Consider the following 19,542-nt stretch of genomic DNA (forward strand, 5'->3'; position numbering starts at 1 on the left):
AGATGTCACGGTGCAGGCGGCGCAGCCGCTGCAGCAGGCCCACCGCGGCATCCCGGTCCCCGACGTTCGCGGCGGTCACCGCGACGACCAGCAGCCGACCGAGGCAGTCGGTCACGATGTGCCGCTTGCGGCCGCCCACCTTCTTCCCGCCGTCCCAGCCGCGCGAGACGGACGGCACCGAGGCCGCGGCCTTCACCGACCGCGCGTCGATGATCCCGGCCGTCGGCTCCGCCTCACGGCCTTCGCGTTCACACACCCATCCGCGCAGCCGGTCGTGGAACTCGGTGATCAGCCCGTGCTCGCGCCACCGGCGGAAGAAGGCGTAGACCCGGCCCCAGGCTGGGAAGTCCGCGTGCATCGCCCGCCAGGAGATCCCGCCCGCGACCAGATGGCGGATCGCGTCCAGCATCTGCCGGTGGCAGTAGCCCTCGGGCTGCCCGCCCCGCCCCTGAAGCCGGGCCGGCACCGGCAGCAACGGCCGGATGGCCGCCCATTCCGCGTCCGACATGTCCGAGGGATACCAATGTTCCCGGTCCGGATGACCGGCCACGTTGCCGTACACGTGTGCGAGGCAATCACACGATGGAGCAGCCGAGTTGAACTGAACGGGCTCAGACGCGTACAACAACGACGTGATCGGTTGAGATACGGCTTCTTACTTGAGGGTGTGCGGGGGTGTGCTGGGCTTGGTTTCCGCCTCTGGTTCAGGCCTCCGTGGGCATGGCGGTAGTGCCGGTGATCTCGTTCCAGGTTCCGAAGCGGTGGCGCATCTCGGTGCGGTAGCCGGTGGCGGTCATCCGGTGGCGGCGGGCCAGAAGTGCGGTGAGATCTGGCTGAACGCGGACAGGAACCTCTGGGTTCTGCCGACTGTGCGGAAGCCCTTCATCGCGCGTTCGCGCTGCCTCGTCGGCTGACGGGAGTTCTCCGCACGGTTGTTCAGGCCCTTGTGGGAACGGTGATCGGCCGAGGACATCAACTCTCTGTGGGCGACGCCGTAGGAGCGGAGCTTGTCGGTGACCAGCACTGGGTGTCCTGCGCTGCTTCTTCATCAGCTTGGCCATGAACCGCTTCGCGGCCTTCGCGTCCCTCTTGGACTGCAGCAGGATGTCGAGGACAGTGCCGTCCTGGTCCACAGCCCGCCACAGGTAGTGCCGCACCCCGTTGATCTTCAGGAACACCTCGTCCGGGTGCCACTTGTCGCCGGCCTGGGGCCGGCGGCGGCGCAGGGCGGCCGCGTACTGGGGGGCCGAACCGGTCGCACCACCGGCGGATCGCCTCATGGGAGACGGTGATCCCGCGGGCCAGGAGCAGCTCCTCGACTTCGCGGAAGGAGAGCGGGAAGCGGTGGTACAGCCATACTGCGTGGGAGATGACCTCCGCCGGGAACCGGAACCCCTTGTACGACGGCCCTTCCCCGGCGCCCTCCACCACCAGCTCCTCCCGAACGATCAACAAACCCGGCTACCGTTCCAGCCCGGAGACCACTCACTCAACTTGACAGCGCCCACGAGGAAGATGGCGGCGATGGGGGCGAAACGGCGTGCTGTCACGCCGGTGCTCCGAGGTCGAGTGCTGATACGGACTCATGATTTCAGAGAGCGACGGCACTTGACATTCGGTCACATGTGCTCCCTGCAGGAGCCGGCACGGACCCGGGGCGTGGTCCTGCTTGCGGCCTGCCTCCACGACTGGGCATCAGCCGCAGGCCTGGACGGTGCGGCGGTGACCGCCGCCGTTGGCGCGAGCCGTCCGTGCCGTAGTCGGCCGTTTAGCCGGGCCGGTGACGCGGCGGCCGCCGGCCTTTTCGAGCGGGTGACCGGTACGACGGTGAGGAGGTCGTCCAGACCTGCGGCACTGCGTCGCCTGCTCGGAAGCGTGAACGGCGGCACTCGCGCGCAGTCGACGACGAGTAGCCCGCCGGGCCTGCGGTTCACAAGAGCCGCTTCCGTCCCCACACGATGATGAACGTGACGACGGCCGCCGTGGCTGTGAGCATGACGGCTGCTCCCAGCCACTGCATCGGCTGCATCTGGGAGGCCGGGAGGTAGTCGGCCGCGTAGCCGATGACGTGCTTTGACTCCAGGCAGGACGTGTGGGCTCGGGTGTTCTCGATCTGGTCCAGGCACGTCGTCCAGTCCAGGCGGGCTCCCGAGTCGGTGAGGAAGTACGTGCTCGGGTCCAGCTCCAGCGCACCGGCGGGCAGTTCCGGGTGCCGGGCGTCGGGGCCTACGCCCTTGTGGGTGGTGACCGACAGGACGTGGCCCAGGTTCAGGCGGAAGCGGTCCCAGATGTAGCCGATCGCCACCACTGTGCCGAGTGTGACCACCATCGACACCAGCGTGCGTCGCAGGAGCATGCCGATCGCGGCACCCACGGTGAAGGTGAGCAGGGCGTAGGCCGCCGGCATGATCCCCGTGACGTCGAAGCCGCCGCTCGCCCACCCCAGGTTGTCGGTACGGCTCCTGATCGGGTTCCACCACCAGGTGAGGACGGCGCCCAGCGCGGTGGTGGACAGGGCGATCAGCGCGGCGGGCATCGCGAGCTTCGTGGTGAGCCAGCGGAGGCGGCTGACGGACTGCGCGGCCACCAGCTTTACGGTGCCGGACTCCAGGTCGCCCGCGATCAGCGGGGCGCCGATCAGGACGCCCGCCAGGATGGGGGCGTAGCCCAGATAGCTTCCGACGCTGTACAGGCGGTTGGTGTATTTCTCGATGTCGGGCGGGAGGCTCTTCTGGGGGGACGCAGCGAGGTGGTCCGTCAGCTGGCCGCGCAGGTAGACCATGGCCAGCGTCGTCAGGAGCGTCAGGGCGAGCAGGGTACAGAACGCCGCACGGTGCTGGCGCCAGACCAGCCAGATCGGGCCACCGAATCGGGGGGCCTTGCGTGAGGGGCGTGCGTCGGGGGGCGTACGGGCCGGGTCGTGGATGAGCGTGGTCATGCGGTCACAGCCTTCTGCCGGTCGCGGGTGAGTATGTCGTGGATGTCGCCGACCTGGGCGCCGGGGGTGATCAGCGGGGAGGCGTCGGGTGAGCGCAGGTAGGCGAGCAGCAGCTCCTCCAAAGTGGGCGGCTCGGCCTGTCCGCCGTACTGGATCGGGGCGCCGAGCCGTACCAGGACGCCGGGCCGGCCCTCGACGCCGGGCGACTCGGAACCGATGACCCGGTGCGGGCTCCCGGCCGGGAACGAGGTGCCCGGCGGGACCGCGAACAGGGCGTGTGCCGCCCGTAGTTCGCTCACCTCGCCCGCGAGACGCAGGCCGCCGTCCGCGACGACGAGGAGGTAGTCGCAAATGTGTTCCAGCTCGGCGAGCATGTGCGAGGAGATCAGTACCGTCGTTCCGCGTTCGGCTGCCGCCGCCGTCAGCGTGGCCATGAGCTCGCGGCGGACCAGCGGGTCGAGGTCGGCCATCGGCTCGTCGAGGATGAGCAGGTCAGGGCACTTTCCGAAGGCCAGGGCGAAAGCGACGCGGGTGCGCTGACCGCCGGACAGCGTGCCGATCCTCGCCGACAGCGGCACCTGGCCCGCGCGGACGATGTCCTCGGCGACCCCCTGGTTCCAGTGGGGGTTCAGCTCGTGGCCGAGCCGCAGCGTCTCGGCCACGGTGAAGCGCCGGAACAGGGGCTTCTCCTGGGTGAGGAACGCGGTGCGCAGGACCGCCTCCGTCGAACCCGGGGCCGCGCCGAAGATCCGCAGCGCGCCGGCCGTCGGGCGGATCATGGCGGTGGCCAGGCCCATCAGCGTGCTCTTGCCGGCGCCGTTGGGTCCTACGAGGCCGCAGACCCGCCCGGTCGGCAGCCGGAAGGAGACGTCGCGCAGGGCCCAGCCGCGCCGGTACCGCTTGCCGAGCCCGTGGGCCTCGATCGCGGGCTCGTGGGACTGCGATCCCGGTCCGTTTCCCAGGTGCATCGTCGCGTGGTCCATGGGTGGGTGGCTCCTGTACGTGGTGGGGGCCGTGGGGGACCTTCGAGGGTCCGCACTACGGTGGCGTTGACCGTGGTGGCGACGTACTTCCGGGTCAGGTTCAGGGAGGGTTACGCCGCTTCCGGTGGGCTCAACTCTGCTCGGCCGCGGCCCGCGGGGTATCGGGCGAAAGACAGATCATGCGCGGCAGGCTCCGACTTTCGGCCGGTGCGAGAGATCTCGGGTGTGCGAGATCGTGGCGGGATGGTGAGCAAGCTGAGAGAGGTGAAGGACGTGACAAATGTGGCGACTGGGGCGACCGCACCCGCGGTCACGCGGGGGAAAGGACGTACGCGGCTGCTGCCCGTCACGTCATGGGTGCTGCTGGGCGCGGCCCTGGCCGGCCTCGCCCTCCTCGACCTGCTGGCCGGCTTCTACTGGATCGAGTACCACGGCCCCGCCAAGCTGATCGGCGCCTTGCTGGCCGTCGGAGTGGCCGTTGCCTCGCCTCGGCTCGACGGGGACCGGGCGCTGCCGATGACGGCCTGCGCGCTCGCGATCGTGTCGCTCTGCCTCTCGGTGTGGCTGCACGTGGCCAGTTCGATGGCCATCGGTTTCGCCGAACCGGCGGCGCTGGCGTGGCTCCTGCTGGTCGTCGCCCGGCGTGGGACGCCCTCGTGGGTGGTGGTGGCCGTGCCCGTGCTGTGCATGGCCATCGTGCTGCGGCCGGTGGCAGTCTCGGTGCGGCAGTCCACCGTCATCATGGCGCTGCTCTTCGCGCTGGCCGCGGTCGCGGCGCTGGGCGTCGGCCTCGGGACGCGGCTGCTCCTGGTGGACCGGCGACGGCAGGCGGCAGCGCTGCGTCTCGAACAGCGGACGGAGTTCGCCAGGGACCTGCACGACTTCGTCGCTCACCACGTGACCGGCATCGTCGTACAGGCGCAGGGTGCCCAGGTGGTCGCGGACCGCCGCCCTGAACTCGTGCCGCCTGCGCTGCGGCGGATCGAGCAGGCCGGCTCGGAGGCGCTGGCCTCCATGCGGCACATGGTGGGGATGCTGCGTGACGCCGACGGGGAGGTGGCGGTGACGCCGCTGGCGGGGATCGACGAGATGCGGTCGCTGGTCGAGGAGTTCTCGGTGGTGGGTGGCGCGCGGGCCAGGCTAGACCTTGAGGGGGCCGTCGACGATCTGCCGGTGGTGGTGACCACCACGGCGCACCGGGTGGTGATGGAGGCCCTCACCAACGTACGCAAGCACGCCCAGGCCTGTACGGAGGTACGAGTACGGGTGAGCCGCTCGGAGGACCGGCTGACCGTACGGGTCAGCGACGACGGACGGCCGCGTCACGTCTCGCATGGCGGCTTCGGGCTGAATGGGCTGGCCGAGCGGGTCGGTCTGATCGGCGGAAGCATGCAGGCGGGGCCGGCGACAGGCGGCGGCTGGGGTGTGGAGGCGACGCTTCCGGTGTCGACGGCCGAGGTGTCGGCGGCAGGGACAGCCAAGGCAGGGGCGGCGGCTTCGTGACGATCCGGGTGCTGATCGCCGACGACCAGGCCATGGTGCGCGCCGGGTTCGCGATGATCCTCACGGCGGAGGACGACATCGACGTCGTCGGGGAGGCCACGGACGGGGTCCACGCCGTGGAACTCGCCGAGCTCCACCGCCCGGACGTCGTCCTGATGGACATCCGCATGCCGCGCATGGACGGCCTGGAGGCGCTGCGCAGACTGACGCGCCCCGGGACGGCGAACCCACCGAAGGTCGTGGTGGTCACGACGTTCGACGACGACGAGTACGTACAACGCGCCCTGACCCAAGGCGCCTCCGGCTTCCTCATCAAGGACTCGGGCCCCGCCCTGCTCGTCGAGGCCATCAGAGCGGCAGCCTCCGGCGAGGCCCTGGTGAGCCCGGCGATCACGGTCCGGCTGCTGCGGCAGCTCAATAGCGCCGTTCCCGCTCCGCGCGAGCCGCACACCGCGCTCTCCGAGCGGGAGAAGGACCTGGTGCGCCTGGTCGCCCGAGGCCTGACGAACGCCGAGATTGCCGACGAGCTGACCATCTCGGTGGGCACGGTGAAGACCCACCTCGGAAATGTGCAGACGAAGCTGCCCGCCCGCAACCGCGTGGAGATCGCGGCTTGGGCCTGGGAGTCGGGGATGGTGGAGGGGCGGGGTGAACCACGCCCGGTGGCCGCCGTTCATGGCCCGCGCCGGCGAGCTCGGCGTCGACCCGGCCCTGACGATCCTCCGGGCCGACGCGGTTAACAGCAGGCGCCGCGAACGCATGCCCGACCTCGCTCGCGCACCGCTCGACGGCGGCCGCATGGGCGAACGGGTCACGGCGCCGCGTTCGAGCCGGACACCGGCTACTGGGCGATCGCGGCGTTCAGCGCGGCCCGCAGCGCGGGGGAAGTCGCGTTGGACCGGGTCAGGGGCAAGCCTTCCATCACCGCGCTGCACCCCCCCTCGGCGTCGTTGGGTGCCGAACGTCATGATGTCCCGGCATCAGCCTTCGTGGGGCGCCTTCGGACGGGTGACCGGTACGACGGTGAGGAGATCGTCCAGCCCTTTGAAGTCGTCGGGGTCGGTGGTGAAGAGGGGGGCCTCGGCCACTGCGATGGCAGCGAACATCAGGTCGGCCACCCGGCGGCGCGGCTTACGACGCGCACTGATCACCGCGGCACAGATGCGACCGTAGATGCGGGCTGCCTCGGCGTCGAAGGGAATGGGGTCGAACTCGTTCTCAGCGCGTTGCAGAACGTCGAGCCTGCGCGCGCGTTCGGCGTGTTCGTCGTAACTGCTCTGTTCGTCGTTGCGACGGACCTTGTGCGGTCCGGCGGACAACTCGGCCAGAGTGATGGCGGTGATCGCCATTTCGTCCGGCAGTTCCTCGGGACTCACCCCACCGGCGCAGAATCATGATGTGGTGTCGATATCAAAGGATGGAACTGTGCCCTGTGCGGAGCGCAACTTCATGCCGACCGATCACTCGGCGTCCATGTAGCCGGCACAGGGCTCCTCACCGAGCCGACCGATGGCTCTACCTCGCCGGCTGGCTCGACCTGGCCACCCGCGAGATCGTCGGCTACTCGATGGCCGACCACCACCGCGCCGACCTCGTCGTCGACGCCTTGGACATGGCCGCCGACCTGGGCCGCCTGGAACCCGGCTACGTGATCCACTCAGACACCGGATCCGAGTGCACCTCCACCCAACTCCGCGAAAAATCCGCCAGTTGGAATGCCGCCAGAGCATGGGGCGGACTGGAATCTGCTACGACAACGCCGCCGCAGAGAGCTTCTGGACCGTTCTCAAGGAAGAGATCGGCACTCGCTTCTGGCCGGACCGGGCCACCGCCCGCGCCGAGATCTTCGCGTCCATCGAGACCTTCTACAACCGCCGCAGGCTCCGCAAGCACAAAGGATCACGTCCCGGATCACGAAGAAACTTCAGGGGGGAAGCCCCGCCTGGCTGGTGGTCTGCCGGCGGACGACGCGCAAGGTGCGGGTACAGCCGTTCTGGGCTGGTGACACCTGATCGGACTAGTGACACTGGCTGGCGCCGTCCGCCGCGGCTCCGCTGCCCGCTCCAGCGTCTGCCCCTTCAACCGCCCGTACCGGGCCGGCGTCCACCGGCGGCGCCCCGGCCGCTCCAGCCCCGGACCCGCTTGTCTTCGTGGACCTCCGGCAGTGCCGCCAAGGCCGGGCACGTCCCGAGAACCGCGCCCGGTCCGCCCAGCGTCCTTTCCGGGAACGGACCCGGAACGTAAAGAAGGCTCGTCCCCATGCCCACACAGCACGACCGCACGGTGCCACCGACGAGCGGTAGCCCGCAACACGGCTTGACCGCCACGACATTCGCCGTTCTGCGGCGGTACCGGGGCGCTCTGGCAGGTGCGACGGTACGCTTCGTCGGCCTGTCCGGACTGGCCGGGCTGCTGATGACGGCCGCGATATTCGCGCTCGCCTGGCCCGTCTTCACCCGTATGCGGAACCAACGCATCTGGTACCGCCACGTCGAGGACCCCTACCTGCACGACCACACCGACCTGACACTGGTCGCCCTCTGCACGCTCCCGCTCTTCCTGCTTCTCCTCGGCACCGGCAGCGCGGCCCTGCAGACTGTGTGCTCGCGGGCGGTTGCAGCGAGGTCGCGCGAGCCCTCGCAAGGGGACTGGTCACGTGCCGTGATCCCCGCACGGCTGCGACCGATGCTCGCCGTGTACACGCTGCGCGGCCTGGTCGTATGGCCCCTGCCGCTGCTCGTCGGTGCCGTGGCGAACAGCCTCACCGGCCTCCATCTCGACACAGACGAGCAGCTTCTGGAACGCGGATCGTGGCCCCACACACTCGTCGCGGCCTCCCCGGCGGTGGCCGCGTTCGCCGCCGTGCTGCTGCGCCTCGCGCTGGCCCTCGCCCCGGCCGCTGCAGCCGACGGCCTCGGCCCCCGCGCGGCCCTGCGCCGTTCCTGGTCGATGACGTGGACGCGCGCCGGAGGAGTCCACGTCCTCGCCTTCGCGCTCCCGCTGGCCGCGCTCACCGCCGGCGTGCTCCGGTTGGCGGTGCAGCTCGCGCTGCCGCTGCGCCCCCTCGTGCGAGCCATCCTCGAACAGGCCACGGGGAACTTCTTCGCCGCCTACTACGCGGGCATCCTCGCCCCCGTCATCGTCGGCATCCTGGTCACCGCGGCCGTGACCCTCCCCGTCACGTGCACGGCCTTCGCGGCCCTCCACGACCAGCTGCGGTCGCCCCGCGCCTCTCCCCGAGGTTCCGTGGACACGGCGGACTTCACCACCTGACGCCTCCCGCCGACCGAGGCCGACACGAGGGGACCGCGGCGGCACCCACCGACACGTCAAGAGCTCGGCCATCACGCGCCCATCTCGCCAGACACTCGAGAACCCGCAGGTTGCGGGCTCGCTCAACTGGCCAACGAAGACGCTCCTTCACACACGGTCAGAAGGTCGATCGTCCCGGTCAGCAATGGGCCGGCGAATGAGGCGGTGAGCGCGGGTGCGATGACCAGCAGCGGTCCCAGCTGGACGCCCCGGCCCGGCCCGGTCCGGGTCGGTGGCGTCGGTCATCGCGGTCCGCAGTGCCTGGTAGGCGGTCAGCAGGGCCCAGACTTCCTGCTCGATGCCGTCCGGGGTACGGGCCCGAAGGACGCGCCCGCCCAGGATCGTGGACTTCAGCTCGGCGTGGGCCGTCTCGATCTCCCAGCGTTCGTGGTGGAGCTGGCGCCACTAAGAGGTCCTAACAGAAGTCTCTGATGGTGTGACTGATGGCCTGGATGCTCGTTGGTTTCAGCGTGGGGAAGAGGAAGTCGCGTCCGTGGATCGTTTCGGACGAACTGTGGTCGCTGGTCGAGCCGTTGTTGCCTGAGCCTGAGCCGAAGTTGGTGGCCGGGCGACCGAGGGTGCCGGACCGTCAGGCGCTCTGCGGGATCTTGTTCGTGCTGCATACGGGGATCCAGTGGGAGTACCTGCCGCAGGAGCTGGGCTTCGGTTCGGGGATGACGTGCTGGCGGCGGCTTGCCGCTTGGAACGAGGCCGGCGTCTGGCACCGGCTCCACGTCGTGCTGCTGGCCAGGCTTCGGACGGCGAGGCAGCTCGACTGGTCACGGGCGGTGATCGACTCGTCCCACGTCAGGGCCGCTCGGCGGGGCCCAAAAGCGGCCCCAGCCCGGTCGACCGAGCGCGGCCGGGCAGCAAGCATCACGTACTCGTCGACGGACAGGGCATCCCGCTCGCGGTGTCTCTGACCGGCGGAAACCGCAACGACGTCACCCAGCTGATGCCCTTGCTCGCGAAGATCCCACCGGTCCCGGGACTCGTGGGACGACCACGCCGACGGCCTGAAACCCTGCTCGGCGACCGCGGTTACGACCACTACAAGTACCGCCGTCTGGTCCGGGCGACAGGCGTCAAACCGGTGATCGCCCGCCACGGAGTCCTGCACGGCTCCGGCCTCGGTGTTCACCGCTGGGTTGTCGAGCGCACGATCGCCTGGCTGCACGGCTTCCGACGCCTACGCATCCGCTGGGAACGACGCGACGACCTCCACGAAGCCTTCCTCGGCCTCGCCACCTGCCTCATCACCCACCGACACGTCCAACGCCTTTGTTAGGACCTCTAAGGAGCACCGTAGCCGAGGAACCTGTTCGAGGTTGTGGCTACGGAGCGTTACCTGGATGGGGTGTGTGCTCCCGTCCGGCTTGGTGCGGCCGGGCCGCACTGGTGTTCACGTGTGGCCCCGTGGAAATGTTCGCTGGGATGACGTGGCTGCCTGGGGACTCCGGGCGGGTGAGCGGTGCGGCGAACGCCTAACCACTTCAGATCGTGAGGGAGCGAGTGGGACGCAGCCGGATCAATGGGGGTCTGGTGTGCTGGCTCGGACCAGGGCTCGTGCCAGGTCGGTGCTTCCGGAGAGGGTGTCGAGCGGGAGGGGCTGCGTGGCGAGGGCGCCTTCGTGCAGCGTGAGGAGCTGGGTGGCGAGGAGGGCGGGGTTCGGGCAGCCCGCCGTGGTGGCGAGTTCCTCGAACAGGTTCATCAGCCAGAGCTTCTGGTTCGTGGCGATGCGGTACGCGGGGTGCGAAGGGTCCGCGAGTTCGGCCAGCGCGTTGATGAACGCGCATCCGCGGGTGTTGCTCTCGCTCCAGGTTCGCAGGGCGTCGAAGGGTGCGGTGACGGTCTCGACGGGGTCGTCGCAGGCGCCGACGGCGGCGAGGACAAGTGACCGCCAGCGCCGGTCACGTTCATCGAGGTAGGTCGCCACGAGGTGGTCTTTCGAACCGAACTGGTTGTACAGGGTCCGCTTGGTCACGCCGGAGTGCTCAGCGATCAGATCCACGCCGACCGCTGTGATGCCACGGTTGTAGAACAGCTCCTCGGCTGCCGCCACGATGCGGCGGCCGGCCGGTGACATGGGTTGCGCTTCCCGCATCACGTGCCTCTTCACTGATCGGTGTACGGTAGAAGGTGTTCACAGATCAGTATACCTAGAGGGAGTTCAAATGGAGGGTGCATCCCAGACCATGCGCGCGGTGCGGATCACAGAGCACGGGGGGCTGGAGGTTCTCGAGCTGGCAGAGGTGGCCGTGCCTGCGCCGCAGGCGGGAGAGGTGCTGGTCCAGGTCGCCGCGGTGGCGCTGAACAACACCGACCTGTGGACCCGAGAGGGTGCCTACGGTCGGCCTGGCGACCCGGAGGCGCTGTCGGGCTGGCGAGGGCCGATCGGCTTCCCGCGCATCCAGGGCGCCGACGTGGCAGGCCGCGTCGTGGCAGTCGGTGCCGACGTGGACAAGAACCTCGTCGGTTGCCGAGTGGTCGTCGACCCGGCGATCTACGACACCGAAGGGCCGGATGCGAACCCGGTGGGCCTGATGGGGAGCGAACGCGACGGCGGTTATGCCGAGTACGTGACCGCACTGGCAGAGCGGGTGCACGACGTGACCGAATCCCCCCTCACGGACGATCAGCTCGCGACGCTGCCGACCGCCTACGGCACGGCCGTGGGCATGATCGAGCGGGGTCGGCTGCGGGAGGGAGAGACCGTCCTGGTCTCGGGAGCGTCCGGCGGCGTCGGTCTCGCGCTGGTGCAGATCGCCCGTGCGCGCGGTGCGAGGGTGCTTGCCCTCAGCAGCGGATCCAAGATCGAAGCGGTGCGCGAGGCGGGCGCACACGAAGTCGTCGACCGGGCAGGGGACATCGCCGAGCAGATCCGCGCTGCTGCCCCGGACGGCATCGACGTCGCACTCGACGTCGTCGCCGGGGACCTGGTGGGCGAGGGACTGCCGCTGCTGCGCGAAGGCGGTCGGTGGGTCGTCGCCGGCGCACTCGGCGGCTACGACGTGACTTTCGACGTGCGCCGTCTCTACCTGCACAACGCGCAGGTGATCGGCTCCGCGATGCACACGCCCACGCACTTCGGCCTCCTCATGGACCTGGCTCGTAAGGCCGAGATCCAGCCCGTCGTCGCCGCGACGTTTCCCCTGGACCAGGCCGCTCAGGCGCAGGAGGAACTCGCCCGCAGGAGGCACGTGGGAAAGATCGTCATGCACCCATGAATTTCTGCGTAGGACGGGCTGGCTGGTGTGGTCGTTGTGCCAGATCGCGGCCGTCAGTGCGAGGATGCGTTGCATGACGCGGGCGACCACGCCGCCTGGTGTACGGCCTCGGTGCTGTTCGAGGTCAAGCCGGCCCTTGAAGGTCTCGTTGACCTGCCGCAACGGCTTGAACAGGCCCGCTCCGGCTCGCCCTTGGGGGCCGGATGCAGCAGCCGGATGTCCTGCTCGGCCAACTGGTGCTCGAAGGCGCGGCCGAAGTAGTTCTTGTCGCCGATCAGTGTCTGCCCGGCCCGAGCGGCGACCAGTTCCGGTTCGGCGGCGAGCAGATCCATCAGGGTCTCGCGTTCGTCGGCCTTGGCCCCGGTCAGGGCGAAGGCGATGGGCAGGCCCTGCAGAGTGCACACCAGGTGCAGGCGCAGGCCCCAGAAGAAGCGGCTGTGGCTGGCGCAGTACCCGTACTCGGTCCATCCGGCCAGGTCGGAGCGCTTGACGGTCTCGCGGGAACGTCCGCACTGCACCGGCGTGGAGTTCACGATCCACACGTCATCACTCCATACGGAGGTGTCGGTTGCCAGCACCCGGGTCACCCGCCGCAGCAGCTCGGTGGCCTTGCGCAGGCGCTTGTTGTAGCCGGGCTGCTTGGGCAGGTAGGGGAAGAGATGCCGCAGGTGGGCGCGGGCGTGGCGGAGCCACTTGGCCTCGGAGGTGAAGCCCGGCATGGCCTGCATCATCGCGAGCGTGACCAGCTCGGCATCGGTCAGTTGCGGGGCGATCCCGACCGCAGGACGCCAGGGCGCCAGGTGCGGTGAGACCTTCAGCAGGCCGTCGGTCTTCACGTAGAGCGCGGTGGCGAGGGAGTCCAACTCTGTCTTCACACACTGACGTTGGACTCCCTCCTTCCAACCCTGCGGGCGATTCCCTGGAACGGATCAGCATGTGGAGATCGATGGCTCCTGCGGACTCAGGCGCCCACGGTCCCGTCGACACCTTCACGCAGAAAGTCCGCGTGCCCGTTGTGGCGGCCGTACTCCAGAAGCACGTGCATCATCACCATCCGCAGCGGCACCTCCTCGCCCCATCGTGGCTGTTACCCGGCCTGGTCCAGGGACTCAGCCTCCCGCTCGATACGGCGCGAGTTCTCCACCTCGGCATCCCAGGCCACGAACGCCTCGTCCCTGGTCTATGCACTCGCGTCGTACGCCGCCTGAAAGTCGATCTTGTCGGACCAGACCATGGGAGCGTCGTTGTCCTCGAACACTCGACGGAACCAAGCACGCTCCACCTCCGCCATGTGCCGCACCAGACCGAGCAGCGAAAGCGTGGACGGCGGCATCGACTGCTGCCGCAGTTCCTCGTCGGTGAGCCCTTCGCACTTCAGGGCGAGGGTTGCGCGGTGGCAGTCGAGGAAAGCCGCACCTCCCGCACGCCGGGGAACCTCACTCGCCAACACCACCTTCCGCCGCAAATTCCCCGAAGTCTGCGCCCAGCTGGCCGCCTCCCCTCCAACACCCGGCAGCACGGACGGCGCCGACGCCTTATACCGGGCTGAAGACCGACAACGCGCGACTGCGGCGCGACAAACGCGAGCTCGCCGCGCAGCTGGAGGTCGCCATCGCCGCCATCCAACGCCTGAGCATCGACAACGAGCACCTGCGCGCCGCCCTCCACGAGGCCCGCGCTGTCACCGCGCTGCCCCGCCGCCGCTGACCACCCGATCCGGCTGGACGGCGACTGCGGTCAGCGCGGGCCACCACGCGCCCACGGACGCTGCACTTCGTTACAACGCTCCCCGGCCGGTGGGCGGCGGGGTGCGTGGCCGCAGTCTCTCTCCCTGGGGCCCGAACATGATCAGGTACTCGACCGGCCCGCCGGGGCCGGCGTTCGTGACTCCGTGGGGGTTGCGGGTGTCGAACTCGGCGACGTCGCCGGCGGTCAGGATGAGGTCCTGCTTTCCGAGTGCGAGCCACAGCCGCCCGTACAGGACGCACAGCCATTCGTAGCCGTCGTGGGAGATCTGCCGTGGCCGCGTGGGCGGTTCCTCGACGGCGGGCAGGACGTGTTTGTGGGCATGCAGGCCGCCAACGTACGGGGTCAGCGGCAGTACTCCCTTGTCGTTGCCGAAACGCTGCAGCGCGATGGTGCGCGGCTCGACGGGGGCGGGCGCGGGGGCAGTGCCAGCCAGCTCGTCCAGGGAGATGCCGTACTCCGTGGCCAGCTGCAGCACCACCTCCAGCGTGGGCTTGCGTCGGCCGGTCTCGATCCGTGACAGCGTGCTCGGCGAGATGCCGGTCGCGCAGCTGACGCCGGTGAGCGTGGCGCCGTGCCGCTCGCGCGCGGCCCGCAACCGTGGGCCCATCGCCGCCAGCGTCTCGGCTGTGCCGTCGTCCGTCACTCTTGCTCCCTTCTCACCGGCCGTGCCGCCCAGCTCTGTCCTGCAAGTTTGCCCTAATGGCAACGCTAATCGCGTCGGGGGGCCGTTGCACCGCATGATCGATGTGTACCCGCGCCACCCGCGAACCGAGGAGAAACCCATGCAGCCCGAGCCGTCCGCCGAACTCCGCCACCGCACCATCGAGGCCCCCGCCGGCCGGCTGCACCTGGTCGAGCAGGGCACCGGCCCGCTGGTCCTGCTCGTGCACGGCTTCCCCGAGTCCTGGTACTCCTGGCGCCACCAGCTCCCGGCCCTTGCCGCGGCCGGATACCGGGCCGTGGCCATCGACGTGCGCGGCTACGGCCGCTCCTCCAAGCCCGCCGCGACCGACGCCTACCGGATGCTCGACCTGGTGGAGGACAACCTCGCCGTCGTCCGCGCCCTCGGCGAGGAGAGCGCGGTGGTCGTCGGCCACGACTGGGGCTCCAACATCGCGGCCATCTCCGCCCTGCTCCACCCCGAGGTCTTTAACGCCGTCGCCCTGCTGAGCGTCCCCTACGCGCCGCCCGGCGGCCCCCGCCCCACCGACATCTTCGGCCAGATCGGCGGCCCCGAGCAGGAGTTCTATGTTTCCTACTTCCAGGAGCCCGGTCGCGCCGAGGCGGAGATCGAGCCCGATGTCCGGGGCTGGCTCGCGGGCTTCTACGCCGCCCTGTCCGCCGACACCATGCCCGCCCAGGGCGAGCCCGACCCGCACTTCGTGACCCGGAGCGGTGGCGGCCGGCTGCGCGACCGCTTCCCCGCAGGCAAGCTTCCCGCCTGGCTGACCGAGGACGACCTCGACGTCTACGCCGGAGAGTTCGAGCGCACAGGTCTGACCGGCGCCCTCAACCGCTACCGCAACGTGGACCGCGACTGGGAAGACCTCGCCCCCCACCGCGGCGCACCGATCAAGCAGCCGTCCCTGTTCATCGGCGGCGCCCTGGACGCCTCCACCACCTGGATGTCCGACGCTATCGACGCCTTCCCTACCACCCTCCCCGGCCTGACCGCCTCCCACCTCCTGGAGGGCTGCGGCCACTGGATCCAGCAGGAGCGCCCCGAGGAGGTCAACCGCCTGTTGACCGATTGGCTCGCCACCCTCCAGGGCTGAACCGCCGGACACACAGGCGTCACCCGTGCGAGCAGGCTCGGTAACCTCGCCGCCCTGTTCGCACGGGTGACGGCCGGCCCGCCAGGACGTCCCTCAGACCTCGTCCGGCGCGAGCGCACCGGCGTCGAGGCCGTGCGTGCGCGGAGCGGCCGGACGAAGTGCCCCCATCTCCCGGCCGTGTCACGCGCTGACGGTGATCTCAGTGGTGGCTTCAATCACGAATCGTGACGTCAGTTGTTCACGAGTTTGGGTTCTGGCTCACTTTCCGTGGAGGGCTGACTGAGTGTGATGTCAGTGGTGTGGTGGGATGGCCGGACTCTGCTGCCGTGACCTGCTGGGAGTCTGCCTTGATGCCCGTGTATTCGTCTCTGACCCACGCCCTGGCTGGGGCCTTGGTCGATGTCCTGTGGTTCATCGGGGGCAGTGAAGACGAGCAGATGGATCCGGACGATGCCGTCAAGGTCCTGGAGGGTGTCTCCCACCTGGTCAGCAAGCTGTCGAGCGACCAGCGGAGCGAATTGATCGACCTGCTCGGGACGATGGCCGAAGCGGAGTCCGACCCTGCGCGGCGTGGGTTCCTGGAAGGGTTCCCGGAGGGCTTCGGGCTCCTTGATGATGTGGTCTGACCTGTGTCTCAGGAGTAGAGCAGGACGCGTTTGCGGAGCAGGTCGAAGTTGGCACGGCCGAGCATCTGTCTCTTGGTGTGTCCTGAACGTAAAGGGGGAGTCGATGTAGGTCGATTTCTTGATGCGGTGCTTCACGGATGATGAAGGTTATGGCCCTTCGGAGTCGCCCTGCGGAGGGAGGCTCCAAGCCACCTCATGCTGCGTTGGCTGAAGACCGTCGTGGTGAGCGATGAGGAAAAGGCGCCCGTGAGGCGTCAGGTGGGGATCAGGAAGACGAACGCAAGTGAATCGTTGCTGACGTGTCGAAACAGATACAGACGACATCGAAACCGGGGTGTCAAGCGGATCCCGGGAAGAGCCTGGCGGGTGTTCCGCTTATTGGCCAGGCGGTGTCCGGCATGTAGACGACGTGAGCCTGATCTGCGGCTTCCGTGTGGAACAGGAGAAGGCGTGCCCGGACAATCCCTGCCCGTGCGGGTGGGGGAGAGGGAGTGCCCCAAGCGGTGACCCCGTGAGGGATTGAGTACCGTCGCCGGGCACGCCGGCGGACCGGTTCGTAGTAGCGGCGATGCCCCTGTAATGGGGGCGGAGCGAGGGGGCCGGGTTGTCCGTGGCTGGTTTGTTCGATCAACCGGAAGTGCTCCGGGAGGAGTCGCGTGAACAAGCTGAAATCACCAGACAAGCCGTTCGAGATTTCGAAGCGGTCTGTCTGGGAGGCGTGGGAGAAGGTCCAGGCGAATAAAGGCGTACCCGGAGTGGACGGGCAGACGATCGCGGAGTTCGAGTCAGATCTGAAGAACAATCTGTTCAAGATCTGGAATCGGATGTCGTCTGGATCGTACTTCCCTCCACCGGTGCGTGCGGTGGAAATCGAGAAAGCGCACGGCGGCACCAGGATTCTAGGTGTGCCATCCGTCGCTGATCGGATCGCGCAGACGGTCGTAGCCCAGATGTTGGAAGCGAAGGTCGAACCGGTCTTCCATCCCGACTTCTGCGGCTACCGTCCCAAGCGCTCCGCGCTCGATGCGGTGACGGCCTGCCGACAGCGCTGCTGGAAGGCGGACTGGGTGATCGATCTGGACATCCGGAAGTTCTTCGACTGCGTGCCGTGGGACCTGGTCATCAAAGCCGTCGAGGCGAACACCGATGTGCCGTGGGTAGTTCTGTATGTCAAGCGGTGGTTGAAAGCCCCCTTGAGGCTGCCCGACGGCTCGTTGCAGATCCGGGATCGCGGAACCCCGCAGGGCTCCGTGATCTCGCCCGTACTTGCGAATCTCTTTCTGCATTGTGCGTTCGATGTTTGGTTGGCCCGGGAGTTCCCCGGCGTCACCTTCGAACGCTACGTGGATGATGCAGTGATTCACTGTGTCAGTGAGACCCAGGCACAGCATGTGCTCGCGGCTCTCCAGCGGCGGATGTGCGAGGTCGGACTGGAACTGCACCCGGACAAAACCAGGATCGTGTACTGCAAGGACAGTAACAGGCACGGCTCCTACGAGCGCACCGAGTTCACGTTCCTGGGGTTCACGTTCCGGGCCCGTCAGGTGCGACTGAAGACCGGGAAGATGTTCACTGGTTTCAATCCAGCGGTCAGCAACGACGCCCTGAACAAAATTAGTAGGCGGGTGCGGTCATGGAGACTGCATCTGCACACCGAGGTCTCCGAAGCGGACCTTGCCCGGCTGATCAATCCATTTGTGCGGGGTTGGATGCAGTATTACGGCGCCTTCTACCGGTCGGCGCTCTATCCCCTCCTGGGGCGTATCAATTCCTACCTGATGCGCTGGATCCGCAAGAAATACAAACGACTGCGGGGGCGAAAGAAGGCGCAGGAAGCGTGGAACGGGACCGTCACCCAGCGGTCCCGTTTCTTCGCCCACTGGGCCTGGGTACCCACGGTCCCCGTCGTCTGGTGACCAGGGCAGCAAGAGCCGTATAACGAGAGATCGTTACGTACGGTTCTGTGAGGGCCGGGGGCTGCGATGCCCCCGGCTACTCGACAGCATTTTGATCCGGTTGACGTGGCCTTCGACGACGCCTGAGCTCCAGGGCAGGGTGAGGCCGGCGATGACGGCATCGAGGTCGCGGTCGATGCCTGCGGCGAGGGTGTGGAGGCTGGGGCGGTCGTCTCGCCGGACGGCATCGAGCCACTGCGGCAGTCGTTCGCCCTGGCGCTCGGTGAGCATTTGACCGAAGGAGTGGACGTGGCTGGTGAGGGCGTCCATTTCAGGGCAGTGGACCCGAACGGCCTTGAGCCGAAGGTGCTCCGTCTCGGTGAGGGTTTTTGGTCGGCGGAGGATCCATCCGGCGACGACGCGAGGTGACGGTGGCCGGGCGGTGACGGGGCCCGGCGAGAGCCGTTTCTCCCGGAAATAGGCGTGTACCCGCTGGTAGCTGCCCTGATAGCCGAGCGGCACGATCTCCTCCCACACCCTCCAGGCGTTCGTGCAGCCCTGGTTCCAGCGGTCATCCAGGTAGGGCTTGAGGCGTCGAGTTTGGATGGCCGGCCCTGCCACTGCCCGTGGAACAGGTCCTCCGGGGTGGCCGCGTCGGCGAGGAGCTTGACGGTGCGGGAGGTCATGCAGAGTTGGCGGCCGATCGCCCTCCGGCTGAGCCCGGCTGCCAGTAATTCGTGGACGGTCGCGTGCTTGGCGCGGGTGCGGTCAGCGAAGCGGTGTCCCCTCGGCCAGGGCGAGGCGGAAGGGTCTTCGAACTTCTCCGACCCCGGGGCAGGCTGGGCTGGATCTGGCGCCAGGACCTGCAGGCATCCACGGTGGTCTGCGACGTACCGCTCTGCAGCCTCGCTCAGGTTGTGCCAAAGATGCCACCTGTCCGCCACCTGCACCGCCTGTGGTGCCGGCCGTGGCACCTTCGGCGAAGAACGGTGCCCGGTCGCGGCAGACCACCTCCACCCCCGGCCGATTCGCGAGCCAAGCGGCCAGGCTGGATGCTTCTCGGTCTGGCAGCAGGCCTATAGGACATCGGCTTTCGACGTCGGCCAGGACAGTCCCGTAGTGACGCCCATTGCGGGTCGCATACTCATCGACGCCTACCACCCGCGGGGCCGGAACTTCGGGGTCGGGCAACGCTTCGACCAGCCTCAGCACCGTGCTGCGGCTCACGGACACGCCGAACACGCACGCCAGGCGGGCGCCGGCCCGACCGGCGAGCGCGAGGCCGACCGCGGCCAGCGTCGATCGCAGACGCTCGGTCCGTCGGCCGTACCGACGGGTCAACCCTGGCAGTTCGGCGAAGGTCCGCCGCCCGCACGAGATGACCGGGCAGAGGAACCTGCGGACTCGCAAACAGAGAGCGCCCCGTCTGCCTCCGCTGGGCACATCAGCGGGAAATCGCAGGTAGGAGCTGTGAATCCGCCGTGACCAGTTCCCGCATCCGGGACACATGGCCCCAGCCACCGTACTTCGGGCC

At 68.5% G+C, this 19,542-nt stretch carries 16 protein-coding genes and 5 pseudogenes; 9 read left to right on the forward strand and 12 right to left on the reverse strand.

Annotated features, from left to right (window positions below):
- From ACFYY7_RS40415 to ACFYY7_RS40430, 4 genes and pseudogenes are all read right to left on the reverse strand, one after another.
- The coding region (locus ACFYY7_RS40415) for a transposase (RefSeq protein ID WP_388669850.1) at window positions 1–508 on the reverse strand (508 nt) is incomplete at its 3' end.
- A 196-nt stretch (window positions 509–704) separates the two neighbouring features.
- Window positions 705–1,428, reverse strand: a pseudogene (locus ACFYY7_RS40420) (IS6 family transposase).
- A gap of 502 nt (window positions 1,429–1,930) precedes the next feature.
- Entirely contained in the window at window positions 1,931–2,938 is a 1,008-nt protein-coding gene (locus ACFYY7_RS40425; protein ID WP_388669853.1) for an ABC transporter permease subunit, read from the reverse strand.
- The gene (locus ACFYY7_RS40430; protein ID WP_388669856.1) at window positions 2,935–3,921 is read right to left on the reverse strand and encodes an ABC transporter ATP-binding protein; all 987 of its coding nucleotides are present in this window, start codon (window positions 3,919–3,921) and stop codon (window positions 2,935–2,937) included. Before ACFYY7_RS40430 ends, ACFYY7_RS40425 begins: the two co-directional genes overlap by 4 nt.
- A 243-nt stretch (window positions 3,922–4,164) precedes the next feature.
- Here ACFYY7_RS40430 and ACFYY7_RS40435 point away from each other — a divergent pair, with 243 nt between their 5' ends.
- The gene (locus ACFYY7_RS40435; RefSeq protein ID WP_388669859.1) at window positions 4,165–5,424 is read left to right on the forward strand and encodes a sensor histidine kinase; all 1,260 of its coding nucleotides are present in this window, start codon (window positions 4,165–4,167) and stop codon (window positions 5,422–5,424) included.
- The gene (locus ACFYY7_RS40440) at window positions 5,421–6,164 is read left to right on the forward strand and encodes a response regulator (RefSeq protein WP_388669862.1); all 744 of its coding nucleotides are present in this window, start codon (window positions 5,421–5,423) and stop codon (window positions 6,162–6,164) included. Before ACFYY7_RS40435 ends, ACFYY7_RS40440 begins: the two co-directional genes overlap by 4 nt.
- A 240-nt stretch (window positions 6,165–6,404) precedes the next feature.
- On the opposite strand, the pseudogene ACFYY7_RS40445 reads toward ACFYY7_RS40440, so the two are convergent.
- A pseudogene (locus ACFYY7_RS40445) lies at window positions 6,405–6,819 on the reverse strand (type II toxin-antitoxin system VapC family toxin).
- Between the two features lie 22 nt (window positions 6,820–6,841).
- Here ACFYY7_RS40445 and ACFYY7_RS40450 point away from each other — a divergent pair.
- Both ACFYY7_RS40450 and ACFYY7_RS40455 read left to right on the forward strand, forming a co-directional pair.
- Window positions 6,842–7,429 (forward strand): DDE-type integrase/transposase/recombinase, encoded by a 588-nt coding sequence (locus ACFYY7_RS40450; protein ID WP_388669865.1) that lies wholly within the window; start codon window positions 6,842–6,844, stop codon window positions 7,427–7,429.
- Window positions 7,430–7,740: 311 nt separating this feature from the next.
- Window positions 7,741–8,697, forward strand: a complete 957-nt coding sequence (locus ACFYY7_RS40455; protein ID WP_388669868.1) for a hypothetical protein — start codon at window positions 7,741–7,743, stop codon at window positions 8,695–8,697.
- A 255-nt stretch (window positions 8,698–8,952) separates the two neighbouring features.
- Here ACFYY7_RS40455 and ACFYY7_RS40460 read toward each other — a convergent pair.
- Window positions 8,953–9,135, reverse strand: a pseudogene (locus ACFYY7_RS40460) (transposase); the annotation flags it as partial.
- A 53-nt stretch (window positions 9,136–9,188) separates the two neighbouring features.
- Between ACFYY7_RS40460 and ACFYY7_RS40465 the strand changes: the two are divergent.
- Window positions 9,189–10,024, forward strand: a protein-coding gene (locus ACFYY7_RS40465; protein WP_388669958.1) for an IS5 family transposase whose coding sequence is annotated in 2 segments (ribosomal slippage) — window positions 9,189–9,536 and window positions 9,539–10,024 — 834 coding nt in all. Because the reading frame shifts where the segments join, the coding sequence is not laid out codon by codon here.
- Between the two features lie 240 nt (window positions 10,025–10,264).
- On the opposite strand, the gene ACFYY7_RS40470 is transcribed toward ACFYY7_RS40465, so the two are convergent.
- Window positions 10,265–10,840, reverse strand: coding sequence for a TetR/AcrR family transcriptional regulator (locus ACFYY7_RS40470; RefSeq protein WP_388669871.1), 576 nt, complete (start codon window positions 10,838–10,840; stop codon window positions 10,265–10,267).
- Between the two features lie 91 nt (window positions 10,841–10,931).
- Between ACFYY7_RS40470 and ACFYY7_RS40475 the strand changes: the two genes are divergently transcribed.
- A complete protein-coding gene (locus ACFYY7_RS40475) occupies window positions 10,932–11,963 on the forward strand; it encodes a zinc-binding dehydrogenase (protein ID WP_388669874.1) in 1,032 nt (343 codons plus the stop codon).
- Window positions 11,964–11,969: 6 nt separating this feature from the next.
- On the opposite strand, the pseudogene ACFYY7_RS40480 reads toward ACFYY7_RS40475, so the two are convergent.
- From ACFYY7_RS40480 to ACFYY7_RS40490, 3 genes and pseudogenes are all read right to left on the reverse strand, one after another.
- Window positions 11,970–12,838: pseudogene (locus ACFYY7_RS40480) on the reverse strand (IS982 family transposase); the annotation flags it as partial.
- Window positions 12,839–12,924: 86 nt separating this feature from the next.
- Window positions 12,925–13,428 (reverse strand): annotated as a pseudogene (locus ACFYY7_RS40485) (DinB family protein).
- A 312-nt stretch (window positions 13,429–13,740) separates the two neighbouring features.
- Entirely contained in the window at window positions 13,741–14,319 is a 579-nt protein-coding gene (locus tag ACFYY7_RS40490) for a helix-turn-helix domain-containing protein (RefSeq protein WP_388669961.1), read from the reverse strand.
- 175 nt (window positions 14,320–14,494) lie between these two features.
- On the opposite strand from ACFYY7_RS40490, the gene ACFYY7_RS40495 reads away from it, so the two are divergent.
- The 3 genes from ACFYY7_RS40495 to ltrA all read left to right on the forward strand — a co-directional run bounded on the left by ACFYY7_RS40495 (window position 14,495) and on the right by ltrA (window position 18,029).
- On the forward strand, window positions 14,495–15,487 hold the full coding sequence (locus ACFYY7_RS40495; protein WP_388669877.1) for an alpha/beta fold hydrolase: 993 nt from the start codon (window positions 14,495–14,497) through the stop codon (window positions 15,485–15,487).
- 326 nt (window positions 15,488–15,813) lie between these two features.
- Window positions 15,814–16,113, forward strand: coding sequence for a hypothetical protein (locus tag ACFYY7_RS40500; protein ID WP_388669880.1), 300 nt, complete (start codon window positions 15,814–15,816; stop codon window positions 16,111–16,113).
- A 656-nt stretch (window positions 16,114–16,769) separates the two neighbouring features.
- A complete protein-coding gene (ltrA, locus tag ACFYY7_RS40505) occupies window positions 16,770–18,029 on the forward strand; it encodes a group II intron reverse transcriptase/maturase (protein WP_388669883.1) in 1,260 nt (419 codons plus the stop codon).
- Window positions 18,030–18,062: 33 nt separating this feature from the next.
- Here the strand turns inward: ltrA and ACFYY7_RS40510 are convergent, their stop codons facing one another.
- Window positions 18,063–18,629, reverse strand: coding sequence for a transposase (locus tag ACFYY7_RS40510; RefSeq protein WP_388669886.1), 567 nt, complete (start codon window positions 18,627–18,629; stop codon window positions 18,063–18,065).
- A gap of 147 nt (window positions 18,630–18,776) precedes the next feature.
- Window positions 18,777–19,517 carry a transposase family protein gene (locus ACFYY7_RS40515; protein WP_388669964.1) on the reverse strand — a complete coding sequence of 247 codons (741 nt, stop codon included), beginning with the start codon at window positions 19,515–19,517 and terminating at the stop codon, window positions 18,777–18,779.
- Between the last annotated feature and the right edge of the window lie 25 nt (window positions 19,518–19,542).

It is taken from the genome of Streptomyces sp. NPDC001933 (assembly GCF_042890955.1).
Taxonomy (GTDB): domain Bacteria; phylum Actinomycetota; class Actinomycetes; order Streptomycetales; family Streptomycetaceae; genus Streptomyces.